This is a genomic window from Nitrospiria bacterium, from assembly GCA_036397255.1.
Taxonomy (GTDB): domain Bacteria; phylum Nitrospirota; class Nitrospiria; order DASWJH01; family DASWJH01; genus DASWJH01.
This window is the reverse complement of sequence record DASWJH010000003.1, coordinates 1-25,865: the sequence shown is the minus strand read 5'-3', so window position 1 is coordinate 25,865 and position 25,865 is coordinate 1. Positions and strand designations below refer to the sequence as shown.

The following is a 25,865-nucleotide window of genomic DNA, read 5'->3' as shown; positions in this document are numbered from 1 at the left end:
AATACGGTTTGCCGTATCATCGCCTCAGCCCTCCTTGGTGGTTAAGGTTTCACCTATCAGGTGAGTAGTATACTCACCCGAAACCCTAATACCTAGAGGGCTTTTTCATTTTCTTGAAGCTTCTATCTCTGTTTTAGGGTTAGCCATTGAATCCTCTCCCACCTTAAGTGGTCGGCACAAACAATCAATTTTAAATTCCCTATCCCCACCACAAACAAATTAACCAAATATTTATAAAAACCTAAAGAGTAAACCAAACTGTACCACTACCCAATAGAGCCCACTAACAAACATAAGATTTTATTTTTTAGAGTAAAGAATTTCATATCCTGAAAAATAAAAAATCACAAAAAATTATAATAAAACCAAAAGTTAAGGGTTTCTTTGTTTAAATCCTCTTTTTAAAAAACTTTTTTAGTGAAACAGATAATCCCTATTGGCATATTTTATTTCAAAATCCTTTTCTTCAATCAAACACCTAAACCTTATCGGCACATTTCTTGAAAGTAAAACCTTAGGTAGTTTTTGGTATAAATATTTTCTCTGTAACTTTCACTAATAGTTGATGGGAATATAAAAAGGGAGAGGACTCAGGGAAATAAAGATGACCCAAAGCCCTTATCGGAGCTGGGAAATTTCTTTTTAAATGAAGGCAGGTAAATGGGTAGGGTAAAAATCTTGAAGGTTTTAAAAAGGCCGGACTAGAACAAGGGAAAAATATCCATCTTCAGCCTCAAAATGCTGATCGATCTGAAATCCTGTTCCCTCCAGCAAGTTTTCCAAAGACTCGGGGGTAAATTTTCGGCTAATTTCAGTCAGAATGGTTTCTCCCTTTTTAAATTGGACCTTCATTCCTAAATCTCGAATATATACCTCATGATCTTCGTTGCATTTTAAATGCATTTCGATCCGGGATTTTTTAGAATTAAACCAAGCATGGTGTTCAAATCGTTTCAAAACAAAGTTTGCATGAAACTCCCGGTTAATGACCTCAAGCATGTTTAAGTTAAAAGCTGCGGTGTAACCTCTTTTATCGTTATAAGCTGCATTTAAAACCCCTTCATCTTTGACCCGGTCTGCTCCCAATAATAACCAATCATTCTCATTCATGTTCAAGCGGACATCCCGGAGAAAACGTTTAGCAAGATCCTTTTCAAAGTTTCCAATGGTCCCACCCAAAAACACAAATAAACGAGATCCTTCTGAGGAAGGCAATTGTTTAAAACCTTTGCAAAAATCTCCCACAAGCGCTCCAACATCAACCCAATCGTATTTTTCTAATAGCCATTTTCCGGCACCCAAAACCATTTCCTCGCACACATCCAAGGGAAGATATAAAGAATGGCACTCCTTGCGCTCGCAGGCATCTAATAGAAAAGTGGTTTTCTTGGAGGACCCGCTACCCAATTCAAGAATACTCCCGGGCCGGACACGATCAATAATCGCATCGGACTCTTTTTCCAATAAAGCCCGTTCCACATCGGTGGGATAATATTCAGGGGTATTGCAAATTTCTTCAAATAACCAGGAACCTTTTTCATCATAAAAATATTTCGGGGATAGGTATTTCGGGTAACCGGTCAACCCTTCTCTAAGGTCCTCGGAAAAACTGGGAACCTCACGGACCCCTTCTAATTGATATACCTGAATTCGGCCGTCTTTCTGGTTGATCACATCAGATCGCGTCACCTTCATAAAAACTCCCCTTTCTATTTTTTATGGTAGCACAGGATTAGACATTCGCCCTTATTTCTAAATTTAAAAAACTGGTTTCTTCTTTTAAAAAGAATCGGCCTTTAACAGCATTTCCTGGAAAAAATGGGCCGTGGCCCAGAACTTTTTTTTCAAAACTCATTCAATTTAAAACAAAAAATCCCTCCAGGATCCATTTATTTCTAAAAAACCGAACCTGAAATAATGGACTTAGGGGTTTAAGAGAACCGAAGCGGGTTTGGCCCCCCAGTTCCTAAAAACCCTCAGAACCTCTTTCAACATAAAAATCGCTAAAAAGGTTAAAAAAAGGGTTGTACTGGCCAGGACCCAATCGGGACTCCATTCTTGGGTGGATGGATTAATTTTTCCCAGAGCTTTATAAATTTGGTACCCAAATGCAGTGATGGTCGTTACCATCATGAAAAGAGCTGGAATCATTGTATAACGAACCGGTTTTCCCAAGGAAAGAAGCCAGCTGGATACCACCAGCAGACCCAGCCCTGCGATGAGCTGATTGGAAGCCCCAAAGACAGGCCAAATTCTCTGCCATTGACCGGTCATGGCCACCACAATAGCGACCAATACTACCAAAGCGGTTGCAGAAAATCGATCTTGAATTCCCGTTAAATCCTGAAGGACATAGCGGCTGATCCGTGTAGCGGTATCCAAGGTAGTTAAAATAAAGGTATTCAAGGTCATGATCGCGAAAATGGCACCATACCCCCCAAGTAAGGGAAGGACCAGATTGCCATAGCCTTCGCCAAAAGCCCCTATGGGGCCTGCCCCTCCAGGACGGAGCATGGCCTGATGTTGAGCAGCGCTTAAACCCGCTCCGACACAGACCACCACCAAAGCGCCTACTAATCCTTCGGTTAACATTCCCCCATAACCGATTCGGCAGGCGTGTGCTTCAGAGTCCAATTGTTTACAGGTGGTTCCTGAGGAAACAAGTGCATGAAAACCCGAAATGGCCCCACACGCAATGGTGACAAAAAGCATGGGCCATAAAGGGCCTGCACCTTCCCATTCTTTTGGCCAAAGGGAAGTCACCATGTTGGCCTGCATCGGAGGATGGGTTACAAAAATTCCTAACAAACCTACCCCAATAGCAAATAAGAGGATGAAAGAAGCAAGATAATCGCGGGGTTGAAGCAAAAGTTGAACCGGTAGGCATGCGGCAATAAAGCAGTAAATCATTAAAAGAACAATCCAGATTTGCTGACTCGAAAACCATAGCAAATCGGGAAGGATTACTGGAAAACGATTCCCGATGAGTATCAACCCGATCAAAGCCCCTAACCCGAGAAAAGTTGTCCAAACCATCGAAAACCCTTTTTGATACATCATCCATCCCATAAGGATGGCAACGGGAATAATCCCAAGAGAAGGGATCACCACCTCCGGTTTGGCGGTTAGGGTTTTTGCTGCAAAAATGGCAAAAGCCGCCAAAACCAGAATTAAGGCCAATAGGATAAACAAACTAAAAAAGAGCCTCGCTTTTTTACTGATGGCTGATCCCGATATTTCGGATATGGATTTTCCCCCATGCCGCACACTGGTAATCAGCGTGGAAAAATCTGATACTGCGCCCATAAGAACCGTCCCGGCAATAATCCAGATAATGGAAGGTCCCCATCCCCAATAGGCCACCGCAAGGGCTGGCCCAACAATGGGCCCCGCACCGCATATAGATGAAAAATGATGTCCAAAAAGGACTACCCAGTGTTTGGCACTGACAAAATCTATTCCATCTCTTTTTTCATTGGCAGGGGTGGGGCGGGAGGGATCGATTCCAAAAATTTTGGAGAGAAAAACCCCATAAAATCGATATCCAAAAGCGAAAAGAATAATAACACTTACGATTAAAACGGCAGAATTCAAAGATAATTTCCTATCTTAACCCAAAACCTCTTTTAGAGTAATTAAAAAATCGATTGATTGAAAGAATAGCCTCCCGGGAAAGCCAGAGTCAAGCCATTCCCTTAGCCCTTCCTTTATATTTAAGGTTTTACCTAAATTTTAACCGATGACAATTCGGGATTGGGGATACCGGTAAAGGGAATGTCCCGGGTTTTTCATGGCGAATAAACCGATCATCAGAGGCCCAAAACGGCCAAGAAGCATGGACACAATAATGATCATTTTACCGAAGTCCGTTAAAGCCGCAGAAAGACTATGCCCCAGGCCATCCCCAAGGGATAACCCAACGATCCCCATGGCCGAAGTCACCTCAAACATGATGGCCAAAAAAGGGTGGTCTTCTGTATAAGCCAACATTAGGGTAAACAACACAATCATGGTAAATGCGAGAAATGAAAGGCAAAAAGCCTTAATCACCAAATCGCTTGATAAACGCCGCTGAAACAGTTCAACATCGTTCCGCCTTTTTAAGACCGACCAAACGGTCAAGCAGACAATGGCAAAGGTAGTGGTCTTAATCCCACCTGACATGCTTCCGGGGGACCCTCCAATGGCCATTAATAAAATTAGAAAATATAAGGTGGCATCGCTCATTTGTCCAATATCAATGGTGGTAAACCCCGCGGTTCGTGAAACCGACTGGAAGTAAGACGCTCCAAGGCGCTCACCATAACCCATGGTTTGAAAGGTTTCAGAATTTTCCCATTCCAAAGCAGCAATCCCCAAGGTTCCCAGGGTAAGGATGATGGCTGTCATGACCAAAACAACTTTGGTGTGAGATTGAAAACGAAGTTGTTTCCCTTTTACATTATCAATCACATCCCGCAAGACCATAAACCCGAGACTTCCTAAAATAATCAACGTGGTCACCACCAGATTGATGCCCACATCGGATTGAAAGGGAATCAGGCTTGTGGAAAATAAAGAAAAACCCGCATTATTAAAGGCAGACACAGAATGAAAAAGGCCGTAATACACGGCCTGACCAAAAGCCATGTCCTGGGAAAAACGAAACGTTAAGTAAAGCATCCCTAACCCCTCAAGGCCAAAGGTAAGGAATGCAACCCATTTGACAAAACGGATTCCCCCCTCCAAATCAATGCTGCTAAAGGTTTCAGCCAACATCATCCGATCTCGGAGACCCAAGCGGCGCCCGAGTACAACCAATATCAGCGTTGCCATCAGGGCATAACCCAAACCTCCAATTTGCACCAAAAGCAGAACAACCATTTGTCCAAACATAGTAAAATCATGGGGGGTATCCATTACAATAAGGCCTGTAACACACACGGCGGAGGTTGCGGTAAAAAAAGCATCCAAGAAGCCCATATGAACATCAGGTGGGGTAGAGATAGGAAGCATCAGCAACCCAGCCCCTAATAAAATCAGAAACAAACCGGCAATGGCAACAATTTGTCCGGGAAGGAGGCGAACTGCTTGTACACGGTGGAAAAACGATCGACGGGAGGTTTCTGCTTGATTTAAGGTGTTCATAGAAGAGAGGACGAAATCAACCAGAGGCAAAGCCTCGAATCCATAAAGTTGCCGATTTTAAATCCATTTAGACCTTGAATGGAACCACGATTCCGTTTCATTCTTTTTAAAAAGGAAAAAGACTCTCTTTTACCTAGGGGACGGGAAATTTTAGAGGAAATAAAACCTTTTTGGGCAGGGCCCCTGGGCCAAACCATAAAAAAAAACAGAAATGATTTACTCCTTGGTTTCATAGGCTCTTTCTCTGACACAGACCAAAAACAAAAACTTATTTTCCCTTAAAAAATAAGGAGTTTACCAATCAAAAAAAAATAATATCAAATCTATTGGGCAAAAGAATAACCTCCTTAACCCCTCCTGTCAATAAAAACGTTCCCTTGAGTCTCTCAACCCACTAAAAGGAAAAACAGTTCCCTAAAGGGCAATTCCAATTCCATCCCTCATTCATTTTTAAAATGAAAAAAGAAGCTCAGTCAAATAATTTTTAATTAAAACAAATAGTTAAACAAATAAGCCATTGGAGATTTAACGTATTAATAAGGAATACTTTTTGCACGGTTAAAGACAGGGCACGCAAAGCGGTTTCCCAGCGCGCGCACAAACCCCACGGCCTTTAAACAAAACATTCTCAGGAATGAAAATCAATTCTAAGAATTCTTCCATTCAAAAAAGTAAATTCTACTGGGTAACCTACCTTCTTACTTTTTTCCTATTGTCATGTGGTAGTGGAAGCGATGTTCAAATAATTTTTCTCCCCCCGGAGGTATTAACGGATGGTAATAGTGATTTTGATCAAAGAAAACCCACCAGTGATGAAACCAATGTTGCATTAAACACCGATATTATTGTTAAATTTACCCAGGAATTAGACCCTTCCACCCTAACCTCCTCCACCTTTTATTTGAGCAGTCCTTCAGGGGTGGTTTCTGGAACAATCACTTACCTTTTTGTGTCAAATGTAGAATCAACCGCTACCTTTAAACCGGCCCAAACCCTAGAACCGAATACGAAGTATACCGTTTATGTAACCACCGGAATTCATTCCATTCATGGTGTTCCCCTCCAAGCAATCTTGCCCTGGAGTTTTACCACCGGTGCGATCCCAGATAATGAAGCGCCCCAATTCTCCGGTCTTTCCGAAAAACCCAAAGTAAAGAATGCAGCCACGGTCACACTGACCTGGATGCCTGCAACGGATAATTACGATCAACCAGACCAAATCACCTATGAGGTATGTTTTGTGCCCCGCCTCACCCAATTTTGTGAAGACATTATTGATGGTAATGACTTAGCTACCTTGAGGCTTTTTGGGGGAGATAAAGTAGATGCGGTCAAGGGAAATTATGTCATCACCAATCAAGGAAAAATTACCTTTGATTTAACCGGTTTGTTCTCTGGGATTGAATATTATTTTTTAGTGCGGGCTCGGGATAGGGCCGGTAATTTGGACCAAAACAACATTGAGGATTCCGCATTTATCACCTTTACCCAAGGCAGGCTTTATGTAGCCAACGCCGGAGGGAACGAGGTGATGGCTTTTAACAACCCCACAGCTTTAAATGGGGACACCAAATTTGACGCAAGGATCCGAAGTAAAAGCGGAACCCTTGGAAATCCAAATGGCCTTTTTATTGACCAAACTAACAATATTCTCTATGTGGCAAATTTTTCCGCCAACTCCATTTCGATTTTTGAACAAATCGACAAAATTGAAAACCTTCAAATCACTGATCCTTCCCCCAATCGAATTATTGCCGGACCGGCAACAACGCTGAATGGCCCCACGGCCATTTTTGTGGACACCGTGAATGACGTTTTGTATGTGGCAAGCTTTAATACCGATTCAATTTTAATTTTTGAAAACGCCAGTCAAATTAGCGGCAATGTGGCCCCCGATGCAACACTATCCGGCAGTTCAACGCGTCTTAATAAACCCCTGGGCCTTCGTGCCGATTTAAACAACATTTATGTTGCCAATTCCACCGGTAACTCCATTTTAATTTTCTCATCAAAAGACCTTTCCATTCTCGATCCCATAAAAGAAATAAAAGGGGGCCAGACCGGTTTGGGGCTCCCGGTGGGTTTGGCTTTGTCCAACACTTCATTGGTAGTCAGCAACGTGGGAAACAATTCCATTCAGGTCTTTGAACTCAATGATCTCGATGACCCCACCATTTGTCCCAATCCCAACCCATGCGATCTGCCTCCAATCAAAAACATTCGCCAGGTAGGGGACGAACCAAACAACACCCGTTTAAATGAACCTCGGGGAATCTTTTTGGACACAAGTAAAGCCATCGACAGACTTTATGTCTCAAACGGAGGGAATAACTTAATTTTGACTTTTGACTATATCCTAAGTAAACCAGAAGTGGATGGAAACACATTGGCCGGAATTTTTCCCCAAAGTGGAAGCATAGACATCAAAAGCCCTCGCGGGATTTCCCTTCATAAAAATGGAGTGGCATATTTTCTATATATCGCGAATCAAGAGGACGATAAGATCCTCATATTCAAAGAATCACAGCCCACGGTGAAAACGCCATTTACCACCATCAAAAACAACAAAACCATATTATCCAATCCAACCGGCACCTATTACGATTCGAGCTCTGATGAGCTTTATATTGCCAATTTTACCAGTAACTCGATTATGGTTTTTGAAAATCCCGATCAAATCGCCAATAATTTTGCCCCTTCTCGCATTATTTCCGGGGGGCAAACCCAATTGGATCGTCCCTCCGGGATTTTTCTGGATGAGGACAGGAATCTTCTTTACATTTCCAATTTTGCCAATCCCTTGGGAGGCAGCCCCTCCTCCATCCTGGTATATGAAAATGCCAGGGCCCTGAATGGAAACGTAGCCCCTTCGGGGAAAATTACGGGAAATAACCCTGATGTAAAACATCCAGAAGGAATTTTTGTGGACATCGCCAACGATATTCTCTATGTCCTAAATTTAGGCTTGGGGGAACAACCGGCCATTTTAATTTTTGAAAACGCCAGCGTCTCAAATGGAAATATCTTCCCGGCTCGGGTGATCGCGGGAGATAACACCAACCTTAATGAACCCGCCCCTTCGTTTGAAACCAATGAGCCCATCGGGATCTTTTTGGACACCCAAAATGAACTTTTATATGTAACCATTCGAAGAACCAAATACGATTCCTCAACTGGCAAGGATCAACCCGGAAAAATTTTGGTGTTTTCAAAAAATAGTTATAGCACGGGGGGTGATAAATCTCCTCTGCGGGTCCTCACACTTAAAAATGAAGGGGCTATTCATCCCAATGGCTTATTCGTCCAAAATATCGATTTAACCACTAACCGGATTTACATTACCGATGAAGGTAATTCAAACCCCAACCGAGCGCCTATTGAACCACCTGCCTTGATTATTTTTGAAGATAAAGTAGCGGATACGGGAAATATTAATATCACCAATATCAATTTAAAACTTCAAGGAGATGACCAAAACGGGAATTTGGTGAATTTGATTAAACCCTTCGGCCTCACGTACGACCAAAACCGGGATACGGTTTATATGACTGATTTTGGGAAAAACGTGATCAACCTATTTACCAATATCACCGGCCATTTTACGGGAAACAACCCCACCGTCAACACACCTCCCACCGTTGAAATTCCCATTTCCCTGAGAGCTCCCCGCTGGATTGCCTTGGATATCCCCGGGGATGAACTCTATGTCAGCAGTCAAAACCTGAATGGGATCATGTCCTTTAGGGAAATTTCTAAGATTACCGGAGAGACCATACCCTTCCGGGTCATCAAAGGGGCCAATAGCAAAATTAGCAAACCCCAGGGAATTGTGCTTGTCCGGGAACGGGATCCAGACACAGGTGAACTCCAAACGGACCGGCTTTACATTGCCAATGAAGGAACCAAATCCATTCTTGTTTTTGATGATATCAGTTCGGCTTATAACGATTCTCCTCCGACCTTCGAAATCACAAGCAATGCCTTCCAGTATAGCGAACTGAGGGGGCTCGCCTACTCAAAAAGCAATGACCGTCTCTATGTGTCCGATAAAGCAAACAATGCCCAAGCCATTTATGTCTTCGAAGGGGTGAGCGCCCTTTCCTCCTCGGTAAATATGGACCCTACCCTTACCTTCGCCTCCAATGATTTTCCCATGGATCAACCCATCGGACTTTACATAGAAGAGGTTAATGATTCAACCTCGGGAGTCACGGACCGTCTTTTTGTAGGAGATTTTGGAAACAGGGAGGTAGTGATTGTTGATTTTAAACCAAACACCCATACCTATAGGACTATAAAATCCAGTTTAAATGCGTTATTTATTCCCGCTGGTGTTTTTGTTCATGAAGGCATCAACCACCTTTATGTCTCGAGTATTCCCACTACGAATTCCAGCGGAAATATTCTTGGAAAGAGCGGAATTTATGTGTTTGACCTGGCCCAAGCAGAAGACCCCGCCCAAGGGCCTAACTATTCCCTGAATCCAATACAATGGATTGTGGGAAATGATACCGGCTTAGTCTCTCCTTTCGGATTGGCCATCAGTTGGGATGAACAGAACCCACCGGTGGCGAATGCAGGGGCAGATCAAACAACATTGGTAGGAGATACGGTACAGTTAGACGGCAGCGGCTCATTTGATGTAGATGGCGACCAACTCGGATTCCTCTGGTCACTAACGGTTCCTTCTGGGAGCAATGCGACGCTATCGGATCCCAATATTGTCAACCCCACCTTTTTGGCAGATGTGGTTGGAACTTATTTTGCGGAACTGATCGTTTTTGATGGCAGCGTTACCAGTACGCCGGATACGGCCAATATCACGGTCAATTCCCCTCCGTAGGAGGAGATTCCCTCGTCAAACTCACTCCAATAAAAGCCTCAAAATGCTTTAACGCTTTAAGACGTGCGTAATGGAAGAATAATACTGAACCATAATGTCCCGCAGGAAGGTATATCAAATTGGGTTCCCCCAGGTGAGTCCAAAGTTCCTTTGTATACGGCCGCTTGATCACCGTATCAAAAACCCCATTGATCATTAAAATACGGTCCGGGGTTAAGAGGCTGGGATACTGTAGAGGGTCAACCTTTCCCAAAGCGGTATGTGCCTCCTTAAGAAATATTTCCCATTCTTCATTCGTGGGGGTTTTTTTTGCGAGCTTCTTTTGTATGTGCCTGTCTCGGTACCCTGCAATGGGCCTCTCTTTCGAGGTTCTGAAAATCCCCGGGAGATTTCCCCCGCCCAAAAATAGAACGGCGGCCTGAAAATCCGTTTCGACTTCAATCATCAAGGAGGTCAAAATGGCCCCCAAGCTGATCCCCATGATTCCAATCCGGCTCGGGTCTACTTCCGGTTGCTCTTTTAGCCACTGAAGTCCCTTCCTCACATTTAAAATATCATCGTGGAGAATTTGTTGGAAATGGGTTAAATTTTTACTCTCATCAGAAAAAATCCTGAGCTCGTTTCGGCTTGGAAAGCGTAAAACAATAAAACCCTTATCCGCAAAATAGCGGGCAAGGTTTTCCGTAAAATAATCACCGAAGGTAATGGGAAGAAGGATAATGGCTGGCTTTTTTAACTGGTTTTGGTTGGGTTTATAATAACCGAGATGAAGTTCTTTTTCCTCATGGGGTAGGATCACCGAAGGCGTTAGGGCCAGGGTGCTTAAAGAAAAACCTTTTCCGTCTTCCTCCTTAATAAGGGAGAGGGGAATCGTTCCGTTCATTTCAAAATAAACGGTATCGGGTGAAGGGGTGGTACGGATCTCCACCATATCCCTGGGACCTTTGAAAGGAAAGGAGACACATCCACCGGTAAAAAAACTCAATATGAGAAACCAAAAAGTTAATGAGATTCTTAAGCCTGGATTCAACCGTTCTCTCTTTCATTTAGATGAGAAAGACAATTTTTATTCCAAAAAGCTTCCTGCATTTTCTGTCCCTTGGAGAACTTCCCCGTGACAGGGTTCTAATATTTTCGCATGAAGTACATCTAAAATCTGAAAAGCCATTTCCCGAAAATATTGATCCATATGGGGCCCATTAAAAGACATTCTCCCAGCGTAAGAACCTTTTTTATAACTCTCTAGTGGAATAATATATCCCACGTAATCATTGGCAAAACCGATGATCAGAACACGGAGCCCTAACCCTTTCCCATATTCCTTTATTTCCAACCCAATCTGAGAGGACAAATCCGCGGGAACACCCAACAATACCTGTTTCCCCAATCGAAGGGCCTGAAGGGAAGAGACGGAATCAAAGAAAAGACTTGAAAAAAAACTGGGTAACCGATAATGGTTTGTAACCCTCACCTGGGTAGGAGGCAGATAAACCGGAATACGGAATGAATCAACCCCTCCGCAATCGATCCATGTGTCCTGGTCAATGGCCTGTTGGACCCGTTCTGAGAGTATTCTCCCCATGGCCGCAGCCCGTTCCATCCGGGTATTTTCAGGGTTTCTGGTTTTCACTTCGGGTGGGTGTGCGGTTTGATCTCCAACTGCCCCCGCGGTAAAAAGAGCGATGGTTCCGTTTTCTTGTTCTAAAGAGTGTTCCAACGCACCCGGATAATCTCCCGACATGGAAAGGTTCTCACTTCCCAAAACAGTTGCATGGGCTGAAAAGTTTACTAAGATAGCTTTTTGTTTCCCCTCAGAATTCTGGAATTCAATAATACCCACTTCCGGATCAATAGGCCCCTTGTCGACCATTCGATTTTTAATCAGGTCAGGAGCATCGGCTCTGCCCCACCGGAGGCGGGCAGGTTCTAAATTTTCAATTGCCTCAACAATCACCCCGGCCATTTGATCCGTCACTGTTTCAAAAAACTTCTCATGGAAAGGCCCGGTGGCAAAACCCTCCCAAAATTTATCGGATAAACCTCCCGGACCGGAATGGGTGTGAGTGGCCGTTATCATCAGATCTTCGGGATTTAGATGAATATCCTGTTTAACCTTTTCTAAAACCGTTTCAAACAACTCATTGGAAACAGCCAGAAGATCGCTATTGACCAGGACTACTTTTTTAGAACCCGCCTTCACAGCCAGCGCCCGAATAAAAACCGGATCATGGACCGACACCGATTTCTTTGACCTTCGTTTGCCATACCCAGCCAGTTGAATTCCATCGGGGAAAATGATTTGAGTCCTAGCGGCTCCTGCCAGAAAGGGGAAAGCATCAACCCCGGATAGATACTCTGTTGAAATCTGGTGGAAAACCTCAGTGGTTTTTTTGTAAAAGGGCCGGTCCTCAATGGGTGAATAGTCAATGGATAAACACCCGGTTAAAGATAGAAAAGTAAAAAAGGTAATCAAACCGTGAATTTGTTTTTTCATGGAGATGGTTTTGAACCGGCCTGTTCTTCTAGAAGTTCAACCAGCGCTTTGGTGACAAACGGCGCCATTTTTGAACTTGCCGAAACGGTTTCCTCATAGTGGTCATCATCTCCGCAGCGGTCGGTTCCATAGCGGGGACCACGAGGGGTCAGCACAGGCGGGATAAAGTCGTTGGCTGGAACAATATAACCTAGCTCATCGTTCGCCAAACCGATTAGAAACCGAAACTCACCTTCCATCCTTTGGCGAAGAATGGGCTCTTGGGGAATACCAGAGTGGGAAGGGGCAAGACGTTCCTTTCCCCGTCCACCGAGTTTCCGCTTCCTCTGGGTATACCCCCAGCAATTTTCCTTCTCCGTTAAATATCCCCCCACCAAAATCTCCGGGAAAAGCTCACCCGGAACCGTAATCATCTGGGAGACGGAACCCCCAGGTCTCTGAAAGGTGATCAGATTGACCTCCGTCAAAATATCTTTACCCTCCTTCTTCGCTTTTCCATCGGTGTAGGTTGGGCGATTGAAAACACCCTTTTCATTCAGCTGGAGGAACATTTGATTATCGAGCGGAATAAAAATTTCTTTGGATAAAACAGAAAGATGGGTAATTTTAATAATGGGCTGACTCTTCAACGCATCCAAGGTTGCCCCGGCGGCTATTTGTCCAATTCGTCGCGTCATAGACCAGGATCGTGGAGGGAGGCTCTGCCCATTCTCTTCTTTCACATCAACGTGAAGGGTTGTAAGAAGGCCTCCTACGGCACCGCTAAAATAGATGGCAATTCCCCCGACTCCCTGAAACCGTTTATTTCCCACCCTAAATCCCCCTTTTTCAATCCCTTCCCGGAGATAATGTGGAAAATCCGATGTAATCAGGCTACTGGTTCCACCCATGGTCTCAGGATGGGGGGACCAATTGACCACCGTTGCAATGGTTTTCCCATTTTGTCCAAGGACCTGCATGACTAAAAGGAGATCATCGATGACAATGGGATCTCGAAAATCGTTAATGAGCGGACCGAAATTCATTGGAACCGATGTTTTTGCAAACCGGAGGTTTGCTGGCTGCAACTTCCCATCGGCCTCCCGAAGAGCCCGAATGGTTTGCTGTTGAATATATTGGATGAACCGGGGGTCTTTTCCATCGGTAAAAGGGTTGGGGCCCCAAAGCCCAATGGAATCCGGACCCCCGTGGGTATGGGTACTGGCCACGATGATTTGGGAAAAGCCCAGGTCCTTGAGTTCCTCCCGGATTGTTTGAACATGGGAATAAAAAAAACCCACCAAGTCCAGAGCCACCAGTCCAATTTTTGTTTCCCCTCTATTTAAAACCAGGACCCGGCTCCAAATCGGATCATGCACCCCCTTTGCCGTATAATATGGCCCAAAATGATGAAAACCCGCCAAGAACGGACCGTCCCATTTTCCGTTTTGATTCAGGTCTTCAAATGGCTCAAAAGGGCGGCGGGGAGCTAAAGGGTTGGGAGCATCGTATCGTCCGTTGCCGTTTAAATCCTCATAGGGCTCCCCCCAAAGGACTCCGTTTTCATCTACGGGAGTGATGGGAAAGGCCGCAGCACCGGCAAGGAGTGTGCTGGGTTCACAAAGCCCAATGGGCAAGAAGGAAAAAAGGGGGAAAAACACAAAAACCAAACCCGCCAAAAACCGAAAACCGTTCATGATTCACTCCTTTAATTATTCCGCAATTTTACCATTTTTTTTCCTATCTGTCTGACCCAATAAAATAGTCCCGCGGAAATCGAGGGGAAGGAAAACGGCGAAGCCCTCTTTCCTTTATTAAACCTGGAAATGGAAGCGCCACTGCTTATTTAATGAAGGTTATTCTTTAGTTGCTGTATAGGGACAAATTTCCCTGTAAGGGCAATATCGGCAAGCAATAAAGGTCGGTTTAGGGGCAAAATCCCCTTTTCGAATCCCCGCAGCCACAACTCGAATCTGCTCTACGGTTTTTTCCAAATCCTTCTCGGTTTTTTCCAGGGATCCGATCAACCCGGAATCCAGAAAATAGAGCTGGATTTGCTCGGGGATTTTTCCCTCAATTTTCCGGTAGGCATAGGCGTAAATCGAAAGCTGAAGATTTTTTCGGATCTCTTGATTCGCTTTCTCCTGTGTCCGAACATTGGATGATTTATAATCAATGATGGTCACCCTTCCCTCACGGATATCAATCCGGTCCCAACGGCCTCTTATTTTATTTTGATCCAATAAAACAGAAAATTCCTTTTCAATAAAGGTTGGAACATTTCCTTCTTTCTCCTCGCTTTCATAAAAACGGGTTAACGTGGTCACTCCGGTTTCAAAACGAAGCTGTTCATGCTCCCGGTTAAGGAACCCTTCCGAGGACCATGCCATTTGAAAAGCCTTATGAAGGGAAGGAAGAGAAAAAGGCTGCCCTTCGATTTTTGCACGAAGATACTCCTGAATGGCACGATGAAGGGCATTTCCATAAATGATGGAGTGGTGTTTATAAATGGGGACCTTCAATACATGAACATATTTATATTTCAGGGGACAGGTTAAATAATCATCAATTTGGTAATAGCTCAATTGAAGAAGTTCGTGATCTTGGGGTAATCGGAAAGGCAAAACCTCACGGGGAGGAGATGGCGCATAGCGCTCAATCTGCTGAATGGCTGAAGGGCTGCGAAGGGTGGCCTGTCCCTCCGTCATTCCCAGGGTTTCTAAAACAAATGGGCTCACCCGGCGGAGACGCTTGCCCCCGCGGTCATGAGAACAGGATAGAATCAATTCTTCCCGGGCCCGGGTCATTCCCACATAAAAAAGCCTCCGCTCTTCTTGGATATGAAAATCTCCGCTGGGCAGAAGGTCTTTGATCAGCTGCTCGGGAAACTCTATAGGATCCTTCCGCCGCCGGCTTGGAAAATGCTGATCCACCAAACCCACTAAAAAAACAATGCGAAACTCTAGCCCTTTGGCTTTATGAACCGTCAGAATTTGCACCATTTCATTTTCGGAAGGAAAATCCGCAGCGGCCGGATCATCCCCGGATTCAATGAGGAGATCCAAATGCCGGATGACCTGATGGACCCGATCTTGTGAGGCGATATATTCAAAGTGTTTAATCGACTCAAAAAACTTCGCGATATTCTGAATGGCCCGGTCTGCTTCTGCCGTATCCTCTCCCCCAAGCTGCTGAAGGTATCCGCTTTCCGTCAAAAAGGTATAAAGCAGAACCCCTGTGCCCACGGAACGGGAGAGCTCCGCGTATCGAAAAATATCCTGTAAAAACTTTGCAAGTGTTGCTTTCGCCTCCAAAGATACGCCTTCCGCCACCTTGTTCAGGGTCATCCCCTCCTCCAAGGTCCACCCGGAAACCTCTTTTTCCTCGTGCACCTTTTGGAAAATATCAAACAAAGGCCTTTGGTAGCGTTTTGAGAAAGACATCAGAGAGATTAAATCCTTCATGGGCAAAGCATAGAGGTGCGATGTCACCAAATGAAAAAGGGCCGTATTCTCATTGGGATCGGAAACCACACGGAGAAAAGCCAACAAAATTCGAATTTCTTCCCGTTGATAAAGCCCCCGGTTCCCGGAAAATGAAAATGGAATACCTCTTAGATTTAATGATTGGATATAGGGGGTGGCATCCTTGTTGGCGCGAATTAATATGGCAAAATCACCATAGCCATACTTGCCTGTTTGAACTTTCTCCTCGATCATACGGGCAATTCCGTCACTCTCGCTGCTTAAGGTATCATACCGGACAAAGGAAACCGCCTTCCCTTCCTGGTCTTTTCCCACCAAATGCTTTTGAATCCCATGTTGAACCTCTAACCGTTCAGGGTCGTTGTGCCGGATCAGCCCATAGGCGGCATCCAAAATCGGTTGTGTGGACCGATAATTTTCCGTGAGGACAACTTTTGGAGCGGAGGGAAACCGGGAAGAAAAATTGAGCAGATTGCTGAGGGCGGCCCCACGGAACTTATAGATGCTTTGATCATCGTCCCCCACAACGGTGATATTTTGATGGCCCCGAGCCAAAAGATGAAGCAGTTGAAACTGAATATAGTTCGTGTCTTGAAATTCATCCACGAGGATACAGCGGAACCGGTTTTGGTAACGTTTAAGGATCAAAGAATGGTTCCTGAAAAGGCTTAAAGGAAGTGCCACCAGGTCACCAAAATCAAGGAGGCCTTGTTGTAGAAGTAACCGTTGGTATTGCTGGTAAACCAGCCCCAACTCCACCGCTTCCTGAGCCTTCTCCTGAAGTTCTTGATCTTTTGGTGTGCTCTCAGCCTGCGCTTTGAGCGAATGCGCATAGGAAATATACTCATCTGGAGAAACATCCTCGTCTTTTGCCCTGGAAATTAAAGTCAAAATCGCTTCTATATGTTTGGTGGGGTTTCCTAAAGGGCGGTAATAATTGAGATCAAATTGAAAGAGATTCTCTTGAAAAAAGATGGTTTGCTCCGCCTTGGACAAAACTTTAAAATCAGTGTTCAGACCTAGGACCAAACCATGATCACGCAAAACCCGGTCTCCAAAAGCATGGAAAGTACTGATGGTATAGCCAAAGCCCCCAAGGGGAACCAATTGGTCCACCCGCTCCTCCATTTCCAAAGCCGCTTTATCCGTAAAGGTCAGGGCAAGGATTTCATTGGGTTTGGCTTTTTGATGCTCAATGAGCCATGAAATACGGTGGGCGATAACACGGGTCTTTCCGGTTCCCGCACCGGCAATAATGAGTAGGGGCCCTTCCCCATGTTCAACCGCAGAACGCTGTTGTTCGTTGAGTTCCATAATCAGGATTGAAATTGCCAGAAATGGAGCGCTTTTGCAATCTCTTTTGAAGGATCACATTCATGAAGAAAGGAGAAATTCTACAACCCGTTGAGGAAGACAGAGACAGTGTCACTGCCGGAGTTGGCAACGGCCATGTCTAATTTACCGTCTTTGTTAAAATCCCGGAGAATCACGGAGGAAGGAGCTGTTTCCGTTGGAAAGGTTTTTTGGGGCTCAAAGGTTCGATCACCCCGGCCCATGAGAATTGAGATGCTATTGTCCCCTTGATTGGCAACGGCAATATCCAAATTTCCATCCTGATCCAGATCACCCGTATCTACTGAGAAGGGTTTACCCATGGTAAATTCTTTGGTTGGAGATGAAAAGGAACCATTTCCATCGCCCCATAAAATAGAAACGGTTGGATCGGGAATATCTTGTGTATTTGCTACAACCACATCCAACTTTCCATCATTATCAAAATCCCCGCTCGCAATCGCACTCGGGCTATTTCCAACCGGATCTGAGGAGGAAGGAGTAAAGCTGCCTCGAACCGTATCACTCCCTATAAGGTTAACGACTGAATTATTCGCCTGATTGACCACCGCAAGGTCTACAAGGGTATTGGAAATGGAATTAAAATCACCCGCTGTAATCCCAAAAGGACCCTTAAAATTTTCAGATTGAATTTTTGGTTGGGGAGCAAAGGTACCAATATCATTTCCTAGCAAGACTGAAACGGTATCCTCGCCAAAGTTTACCACCGCAATATCATCACCAAGCTTTCCGTCAAAATCCGCAACGGAAATCCCTTGAGGGGCGGACCCCACGGAAAAGGTATTATTCTCTATAAAATTTCTATTACCATCACCATTAATAATGGAAACTTTGTCGGTGGAAAAACTAACAACAGCAATATCATCGATATTATCCCCAAGGAAGTTCCCTCTTGCAATTGCAACCGGGCAAGAATTAGCTATGGCAAGGGGAACGGTAACCGATGAAGAAAATGGCCCATCTCCATCTCCTAAAAGGATAGTAACAGAATCTCCAACATCGTTGGCAACGGCAATATCCTGGTTTCCATCCCCGTCAAAATCTCCGGAGGTCACCGCTTCAGGTTTTGCCCCGGTTACATAGGTCACCGCAGCCTGGAAAATCGGGTTTGGGCCCGGGTTGCCCCCTCCATCACCATTTCCTCCTCCGCCACAAGCTCCGAAAAAAAAGGCGCTGAGGGCAAGAAGATAAATTTTCTTTAAACTATTGATTTTCATCTATTTTTCATGCGGGGGAGGCAATAAACGGGTGAGAAGATGTTGACGTCATGCCTCTTTTAATTATTTCCGATTTGGAGGGGCACTGTCAAGGGTGGGGGGCATTTTTTTAAAATTTTTTTGGATTAATTTTCTAAAATTTTTCAAATAGTTAAGATGGAGGAAATTCCTGAATTCCTTTCAAAAAAATCACCTTTAAATTAAAATTGAATTTTAAATGACAAAAACTGACATCAATGCCCTTCTTTGACCAGATTTTTATTCCAGGAGGGAATTTCAACCACCAAATCCTGTGTTCCATTGGGAACACACTGGCAGGCCAAACGGGACTGCAAGGTAATTCCAGGGGCTTCATCCAACTGGTCCAGCTCATCATCCGTGGCCTCGTTGCAGGTGTCTAAACCTTCTTTGACCAATACATGGCAGGTAGAGCAGGCCACAACCCCCCCGCAGGAATGCTCTATTTCAACCCCGGAATTGAGGGCAATATCCAAAAGGCTTCCGGGTTGACCTGTGGGGCCATAGGGAATTTTTTCCGGATCAACCGCCACGGTTTTATCGGGCCCGATTTCAATCCCTACAAAGGTTATCTTATAACCCTTTTTGGGTAACTGAATATCGGCCTTTGAAATATATGGATTTTCCCCACCCATGGGCTCTTACACGCCTCCTATTAGCAATGATTCGCCATTTTATCACATCCCTAAGGCCCAAAGAAAGAGGTTACAGCTTTTTTTTCATTGAAACCGCTTCCCCGAATCAACAATCTCTACCCATCCGTGGGGATCCCCTTTTCGTCTGGAATCGTGGGTCTTATGAATCACCCCTCCTTTTGGATTCCATTCGTATTCCCCGTAAACACGAAGTTTCAATCCATGCTTCACCGGAACCCGTGGGGCTAGATTGAGGTTATGGATAATGAGAATGGTCTGCCCCTCTTGTGTGATGATAATAAACCGTTGATGAGGAGTTCCCTTCGTATCATCCAAAAGAATTTTTGCCACCTCCCCTTCTGCTTTCAGAAAAATGTTGGAGTACTGTTTGAGATAAGCCTCTTTTACGGGAGACTGGGTTTCCTCCTTTGATTCGGATAACCCCTTGGCGGGAAGGCAAACCATTAAAAATAAAACACTGCTGATAAAAAGGTAAGCGCGGAAAATTTTTCGGGGGAACTTTTTCATAAACGGATCTCCTGCCAGCGCTCTGACCGGTATCGCCCGATCAGGAGCGTCATTCGGGTAAACCAATCGATGATCATGGTCCCCCACAAATAGAGAATCTCAAGATGAAGGTGAACGGAAAAAAAGTACGATAAGGGCAAGCGGATGACCCACATTCCGATAATGGTCACCAGAAGAATGTAAGAGGTGTCCCCCGCCCCTTTTAATGATCCAGAAAGGACCATGGTAATGGCTAAAGGGATTTGAATCAAGGCCACCACTTTGAGGAAAAAGGTTCCTAATTTGATCACCTCCGGATCATCCGTAAAAGCACGAAGAAGCAGGTACGGAAAGAAAAAAAAGAGAAAACCCATCCCTGCCATCACAAAAATGGCCAGGCGATTGGTCTCCCAATTCTCCATTTTCGCTTTTTGGTATTTGCTGGCCCCAATACTTTGTCCAACTGCGGTGGAAGCCGCGGTGGAAAAACCATGCCCCGGCATATAGGAAAGGGCTTCAATGGCCAATCCCACCTGATGAGCCGCATAGGCGGCGGTTCCGTAAAGGATGACCAGTTTCGCATAAACCATTTGACCGGAATTTTGAATGATTCGATCCACTAAAACGGGAAATCCAACCCGGATTATCTTCCGGATCAACGTTGGATGAAGAGGACCCTTTTGGAGATATCCCTTTCGCACCATGAGGGCGAACATAAGCAGGGAACCCATCCCCTCCGATAAACCGATAGCGATGGCGGCACCCTTCACACCCAGCTGGGGGACGCCCCCATATCCATAAATCAATGGGAACGCAAATCCAACATGTAAAATATTAATAAGGGTAACGATAACCAGTGGGGTTTTGGTATCTCCAATTCCGTGAAAAATTCCTGTTTGAACATTCACCAAAACCTTAAAAATAAAAATCGGGAAAATAATTTTTAAATAACCTTCACTTAAAAGAGACACTTCCGGGGTGACACCGAAAAAGGAGAGCCCAAAACGACCGCCCCAAAAACCGGAAAAACCGATAACCAAACCCATTCCGATTCCGATCACCATAGATTGGAATGCAGCCTGTCTTGCCATCTGAAAATCTTTGGCTCCCCATGCTTGGGCCACCACCGTTGTCCCGAGGGATAAACCCCAGATCGCAGCCATCGCAAAAAAAACCATCAGCTGGCTAATCCCCACGGCGGCAATGGCAGAGGCACCGAGCCCTCCTACCAAAAAAATATCAATAACGCTAACCGATCGTTGAAGGAAACTGCTTAAAACCACCGGGAGGGCCAGGGAGACCATAGAGCGCCGGATTTGCCCTCTTCCTTTTTTTCGGGTTGGATAAAACATTGAAAGGTAAACCGTTCTCTTGGGTCAAATACCAATCTGAAAAACATTAGATCTTTTTATTCTGGGTCTTCGTGAAATCGAGTGGGTAAAAATTGTTAAAAAGTGTTTAAGGTCCATACAGGGCAAGGGTCAAGGAAAAGTCATTCTGTGGTTGAAGCCTTTGAAGTATTAGAGGTTCCTGCAAAATCCAGTTCGTCATTCCCGAATGTTTTTATCGGGCCCGCCTGCCGGCAGGCAGGAATCCAGAATTTAAAATTTGAAGAACCCCCATCCCCCTCTTATCTTAAGAGGGGGATTTCCTCCTCTGAGATTCTCGTATCCCCTGAGTCAAGTGTGTACCATGACCAGCAGCAAGCTGGGGAGTCAAGGCGGGCGAATACAAAATGGACTCAATTCCTATCGGTTCGAAGAACCCGTCATGGTGCAGGGTTCTTCCAACCGCACAGCCCGCCGTAATCACACCGGCCTATAGGGAAGCAAGGTGGGTGAATATCAATGGATCAAAATCCATTCGGTTCGAACAACGGTTGCGACCCGTCTTATGGAAATTGTACGACAAATCGAATACACCTGCTATGTAGTTTCGGAGAGCCGAAATTGTTGAGGAGTGCCAAATGTAACATCTATAACGTTCCGCATGAGAGGCCGAGCGAATGCGAGGTCCTAGCCCAACCTTTGGGAGGGCGTACTCAATGCAGTTGTTATGCGGCTGATTCATGTTCGACATCCCATCCAGGGAATACAAGCACAGCTGGATGGCAATTAAGTGCTCTGGCTAATACCTTGGCTCTCTCAATCCCAAGTTGAACACGATCATTTTCAATAGCGGAAATTGTTGACTGTGGAATGCCTGTTAACTCGGCCAGTTCATTTTGGCTGAGTTCCTGTAGCTCACGCATGATTCTAACCGATTCTCCTACGGAGACATCTATGCGTTTTTTGGCTTTGGAATAATCTTTCATGCTATTTCCTCCGATAATCGTGAGGCGTGACACTTACAACTTCCACGAGAACCTTATCCTTCTCGACTTTATAAATAACTCTATATTGTTGATTTAAACGGGATGATCTATGACCTTTCCACTCTCCCCTTAATGATTCATCACGTAACCCTTTGATTTTAAGTAATCCCTGAGGACCGGAGATGGTCACGATATCCTTCCATTTTTCATACCTTTTTAGTACATCGTTTGGTATTGAATTGAGTTGTTTGGAAACGCGCCTATGTTCATATATAGCCCACATACCATAAATAGTATATATACTATTTATGGTATGTCAATCACTTTTTACGCATAACGCTGCCGATGACACGCTGGTCAAAGCTCGCAGCGCTTTGACCGGTCGCTGTCGATCGGCTTGCTATGTGTCACTTCGGGCCGATCTGCCCAGACATACTCAAAGCCGCGCATCTTTGTATGCCGCTTGTTGTTGAGGAGGAGCAATCTCCAGACACCCGGCAAGGACTGTCAAGGAACTTCTTAGGAGCGCTTCGGTCCGCGCCGTATCTTCATGGACGTCGATGTTGAACTTTCCGCCATGGAACAGGTTGTTTCGAACGCACCGGACCATTCGTAGCAAGAATTGAATGTCGCCCTCACCGTTGGGACGGACCGGCGTTTCCCAAGCGACGGCGTCTTGCAGTATGACTTGTTGATTTGGGGGCGAATCGAGGAGGTACTCGCAGGCTTGCTTAAGCTTAATCGTGGAATTTGGATCGAACTTATCCCGCAATCTGGCTGCGAAGCAATCCCAATCTGGTTCCGCTCTCGGATAGTGCGGCGGGTTCGGCGGATGGCGTTTGTGAAAGCCACTAGCCTTCAGAGCGTACTCGAACCGGGAAAACACAAGAAAGAATTCCAGAAGCAGCTGTTGGTCGACGGAAGTGTTCATGGCTCCAGCGTCACTCTTGGGACACATAACGATTAAGCTGAGCGCGAGGCGAGCGGAAAAGAACCGCTGGCTTCGCCCAGCGAATCCGTTTCGAAATCCAAAGTTCTTTCCATCAGCCAAGCTGCTAGCCGATGCGCTCAAGCGCGGTGTTAGCTGTTGTGCCGCCCGTGGATTCTCAAAATGGCAGCTGTCGGTCCGTTAGGATCAAGCGGACGTCTTACAATCTGTATAAGTAAAGCCTCCTCTAACAGAGTAATGGGAAGGTCATCGGGAAACCAGCATTCCACACGCGGAATGCGGAACGCCGTTAGATCCGTATTCATTGCAATATCCGCCCAGGTTACGAGTTGGTTGTACGCAGTTGAATGCAAAAGCAAAAAGGCGATGTGGTCGCCGAGCTGGCGGGGCGCAAGGAAATATAAACACTCTAGGCCACGCTGGATGGCTTCAGGAGTTTGGTTGCGAAGATCAAAGAGACACACCCAACCTTTACTACGGCCCAAACTGATCTTGGACTGTGCAAAGGTATCTCTGAGGCTCCTATCACGATTTGACTTGATACAGCCACTCTCCCTAATTGCCTGGAATCTCGACATCGAGGTAACGTGAAAGACCCGGTCCCGCAGAAGCGGGAGAAGCTGGTCCTCCAGGGTTTCATCACGTAGTGTCAATTTCCGTTCAGGAATGTCCATTTCCTTGCACTCGCAGCTAACGCCGTTTTAACCGGCGCGGGGGACGAACGATAAACATTACGCCGCTGTCACACCGCGTCCGGTTGAAAACACAGTTAGGGCTTTGGCCGGACACGAATAACGCCCTCGGAAACTGCAAACCGATAAAACTCTGGATTTTCAACTGAATAGTCGATCATGAATTGCATGGCAGATTTTTTGGTTGATCTTGAAAGAACAGGAGTTACTAGAACTAAAACTATAAGACCAGCCCACCACGTATAGAAGTACATGACTGCCAAAGCAGCTGGAATAGAAAACATCCAGACCCAACTCCAAAACATGTGCGCGGCTTGATAGCGCTTCGGAAGCATCTTGGAACCGGCAACTTGAAGCGCTTTCGAACGGTCGACATCGACGTCGAGTTTTCCGGCATTCCAGTTTTGCACAAACTCTGAATGTTCCATTCGCTTTCCCTAAAGAGCCCTAACTATGATTAGATCGTTCTCGTTCGGGGTTTCGTTCGGGGTCGGACCAAGCTAAATGTTTGATATGAAAGATTAAGCATCAAAAAAATAGGCGTTTTCGGAGCTTAGAACACTCTTTTCACCCCCAAAAAGAGGGCTGTAAGAGGAAACCGACTCCCGAATTTCAGAACCTACTTCACCTTCTTGTATCCTCCTTCCTTTCCCACGGTACCCCAACTGTTCCTGAATCTTCCTCACAAATTTTTCATTTCCCATTGCTACACTCTCCGTCCAACAGCCCTCCCGTTTCCCGCTACTCTTTTTCAACCCCTCTTCTATCCATTGCCGATGGGTCTTCTTGAGTTTTTCTTCATCAGCAATTCCGCACAACTGCATCAAAGCTTCACGATCAATCCTGCCGTAACGGATGGGAGGATTCTGGATTTCCCGATATCCCCCATAGGGCCAATCCACCGGATCACTGACTACCCACGCACGGACCATGTTCAGGTCCATGTAAATCATGCACCGTTCTAAATGCGCTTCGCTATCCACTGCAGTTGCATGATAGCGATCCTCCCAGAATGCTCCCTTGCGCTTTTTTCGTTGATTAAATTCTTGGGCAGTTTGACCGGCAATGAGCTGGAGGCTGGTTCGAATGACGTCTTCTCCGCTATCTAAAACCAACAGATGGATGTGGTTCGAGGTGACAACATAATTGAGAACCCGAAGACCGTATCGTCTCTTTGCTTCAGACAGCCAGCAGATCCAGCATTTTTTATCCTTGTCAAATTTGAGAAGAAATTCTTTTTTATGGCACCGGTGGGTGATGTGCCAGACACAGTGAAGGATATAATGTCGGTTGGCTCTGGCCATAAAGACAGATTCCTTAGAGCACTCTTTTTAACCCCAAAAAGACCTGTTTAAGGCAAATTTCGCCTCTATTATTCGTCTTTTTTATAAATTTTTCAATCCATTACCTTGGTCCGACCCCGGCCCGCTAACTATTAAGTGAGCTGCGACAGGCTCGCTAATCTCGGCGGCCTATCTCAGACAACTCTCTCATCGTTTTAGACTAGGATTATGTGTAATATCTCATGCTTACGAGAATCTTGTCAATCGCCTATCACCATAAAACACCGCCGGCTGGGCGGCCTATTCCACTATCGGCCCGCTGCCTATTTCCGATGAGCCAGGCTGAATTTTTCTATAACCCTAGTCGATCAACGGGGCTGTAAACTCCACGGCCTCTTCGATTTAAAACGTGTGTATAGATCATGGTCGTGCTTACATCTCTGTATCCCAGCAGTTTCTGCACAGTCCTGATGTCGTAGCCGTCTTCCAACAAAAGCGTGGCAAAGTGTGGAGTGTGGGGCCTTACGACGCCAAACAAATGCCTGTTATCATCCACCGATTATCAGTAGAAATAGGTAAACTGTAATTTGCTTGAATAACAAGTAAAATAATGGTCAAAAAAGGGAAATTTCCATTAAATTATTTTTCATTCCAAAGGATTAAGTTAATTTACTTTTTTACTTTGCACCTACATTTTTGAGCAATTGAATAATTTCCGTGTTCCCATTTGCTTCTGCAAAATTTAAGGCAGTGTATCCACCCTGTTTTTTAAAATTTACAAGGAAGGGGTCAAGGAAGGGGTCAAAAAGGAAGGGGTCAAATCTCGTCTTGGCTCAACCTTCGAGAACCTTTTTAATTGCCCCGTATTTTTGGAGGACCTTTCCTCCTTTCTCTAACTCCTTCCTCATCCTTCTAATTGTACTACTTACCCCTGAATATCCTCCCAGTTTAAATTCCTTTGCGATTTCC

Annotated in this window: 19 protein-coding genes and 1 pseudogene; 3 read left to right on the top strand and 17 right to left on the bottom strand. The window is 45.2% G+C overall.

Translation table 11 applies throughout. The features are described 5' to 3' along the window. Nucleotides 1-687 precede the first annotated feature (687 nt). The 3 genes from egtD to VGB26_00305 all read right to left on the bottom strand — a co-directional run bounded on the left by egtD (nt 688) and on the right by VGB26_00305 (nt 5,127). The gene (gene egtD, locus VGB26_00315) at nt 688-1,695 is read right to left on the bottom strand and encodes an L-histidine N(alpha)-methyltransferase (protein HEX9756223.1); all 1,008 of its coding nucleotides are present in this window, start codon (nt 1,693-1,695) and stop codon (nt 688-690) included. A 228-nt stretch (nt 1,696-1,923) separates the two neighbouring features. Continuing rightward, entirely contained in the window at nt 1,924-3,594 is a 1,671-nt protein-coding gene (locus tag VGB26_00310) for a carbon starvation protein A (GenBank protein ID HEX9756222.1), read from the bottom strand. A gap of 138 nt (nt 3,595-3,732) precedes the next feature. Then, nucleotides 3,733-5,127 (bottom strand): TrkH family potassium uptake protein, encoded by a 1,395-nt coding sequence (locus tag VGB26_00305; protein HEX9756221.1) that lies wholly within the window; start codon nt 5,125-5,127, stop codon nt 3,733-3,735. 634 nt (nt 5,128-5,761) lie between these two features. Here VGB26_00305 and VGB26_00300 point away from each other — a divergent pair. Then, nucleotides 5,762-9,970, top strand: coding sequence for an Ig-like domain-containing protein (locus VGB26_00300; GenBank protein HEX9756220.1), 4,209 nt, complete (start codon nt 5,762-5,764; stop codon nt 9,968-9,970). Here VGB26_00300 and VGB26_00295 read toward each other — a convergent pair. The 8 genes from VGB26_00295 to VGB26_00260 all read right to left on the bottom strand — a co-directional run bounded on the left by VGB26_00295 (nt 9,954) and on the right by VGB26_00260 (nt 21,010). Beyond that, a complete protein-coding gene (locus tag VGB26_00295; GenBank protein HEX9756219.1) occupies nt 9,954-10,901 on the bottom strand; it encodes a dienelactone hydrolase family protein in 948 nt (315 codons plus the stop codon). The genes VGB26_00300 and VGB26_00295 overlap by 17 nt on opposite strands. Before the next feature lie 135 nt (nt 10,902-11,036). Further along, a complete protein-coding gene (locus VGB26_00290) occupies nt 11,037-12,464 on the bottom strand; it encodes a neutral/alkaline non-lysosomal ceramidase N-terminal domain-containing protein (protein HEX9756218.1) in 1,428 nt (475 codons plus the stop codon). Next, nucleotides 12,461-14,140 (bottom strand): hypothetical protein, encoded by a 1,680-nt coding sequence (locus VGB26_00285; GenBank protein ID HEX9756217.1) that lies wholly within the window; start codon nt 14,138-14,140, stop codon nt 12,461-12,463. Before VGB26_00285 ends, VGB26_00290 begins: the two co-directional genes overlap by 4 nt. Before the next feature lie 159 nt (nt 14,141-14,299). Continuing rightward, a complete protein-coding gene (locus VGB26_00280; GenBank protein HEX9756216.1) occupies nt 14,300-17,242 on the bottom strand; it encodes an ATP-dependent DNA helicase in 2,943 nt (980 codons plus the stop codon). An 80-nt stretch (nt 17,243-17,322) separates the two neighbouring features. Then, on the bottom strand, nt 17,323-18,498 hold the full coding sequence (locus tag VGB26_00275; GenBank protein HEX9756215.1) for a VCBS repeat-containing protein: 1,176 nt from the start codon (nt 18,496-18,498) through the stop codon (nt 17,323-17,325). Between the two features lie 233 nt (nt 18,499-18,731). After that, entirely contained in the window at nt 18,732-19,151 is a 420-nt protein-coding gene (locus VGB26_00270; protein ID HEX9756214.1) for a 2Fe-2S iron-sulfur cluster-binding protein, read from the bottom strand. Nucleotides 19,152-19,235: 84 nt separating this feature from the next. Then, nucleotides 19,236-19,679, bottom strand: coding sequence for a DUF3465 domain-containing protein (locus VGB26_00265; GenBank protein ID HEX9756213.1), 444 nt, complete (start codon nt 19,677-19,679; stop codon nt 19,236-19,238). Beyond that, a complete protein-coding gene (locus VGB26_00260; GenBank protein HEX9756212.1) occupies nt 19,676-21,010 on the bottom strand; it encodes an MATE family efflux transporter in 1,335 nt (444 codons plus the stop codon). Before VGB26_00260 ends, VGB26_00265 begins: the two co-directional genes overlap by 4 nt. A gap of 102 nt (nt 21,011-21,112) precedes the next feature. Between VGB26_00260 and VGB26_00255 the strand changes: the two genes are divergently transcribed. Further along, a complete protein-coding gene (locus tag VGB26_00255; protein ID HEX9756211.1) occupies nt 21,113-21,466 on the top strand; it encodes a hypothetical protein in 354 nt (117 codons plus the stop codon). Between the two features lie 25 nt (nt 21,467-21,491). Beyond that, entirely contained in the window at nt 21,492-21,614 is a 123-nt protein-coding gene (locus VGB26_00250) for a hypothetical protein (protein ID HEX9756210.1), read from the top strand. A gap of 97 nt (nt 21,615-21,711) precedes the next feature. Here the strand turns inward: VGB26_00250 and VGB26_00245 are convergent, their stop codons facing one another. The 6 genes and pseudogenes from VGB26_00245 to VGB26_00220 form a co-directional block, all read right to left on the bottom strand. Then, nucleotides 21,712-21,972: a helix-turn-helix transcriptional regulator gene (locus tag VGB26_00245; protein ID HEX9756209.1), complete on the bottom strand. Its 261-nt coding sequence runs from the start codon at nt 21,970-21,972 to the stop codon at nt 21,712-21,714. A 1-nt stretch (nt 21,973) separates the two neighbouring features. Further along, a complete protein-coding gene (locus VGB26_00240; protein HEX9756208.1) occupies nt 21,974-22,255 on the bottom strand; it encodes a type II toxin-antitoxin system mRNA interferase toxin, RelE/StbE family in 282 nt (93 codons plus the stop codon). A gap of 153 nt (nt 22,256-22,408) precedes the next feature. Then, nucleotides 22,409-22,591, bottom strand: a complete 183-nt coding sequence (locus VGB26_00235; protein HEX9756207.1) for a hypothetical protein — start codon at nt 22,589-22,591, stop codon at nt 22,409-22,411. Nucleotides 22,592-23,690: 1,099 nt separating this feature from the next. Beyond that, a complete protein-coding gene (locus VGB26_00230) occupies nt 23,691-24,041 on the bottom strand; it encodes a hypothetical protein (GenBank protein HEX9756206.1) in 351 nt (116 codons plus the stop codon). 93 nt (nt 24,042-24,134) lie between these two features. Next, on the bottom strand, nt 24,135-24,917 hold the full coding sequence (locus tag VGB26_00225; GenBank protein HEX9756205.1) for a transposase: 783 nt from the start codon (nt 24,915-24,917) through the stop codon (nt 24,135-24,137). Between the two features lie 331 nt (nt 24,918-25,248). Further along, nucleotides 25,249-25,401, bottom strand: a pseudogene (locus VGB26_00220) (tyrosine-type recombinase/integrase). Nucleotides 25,402-25,865 lie beyond the last annotated feature (464 nt).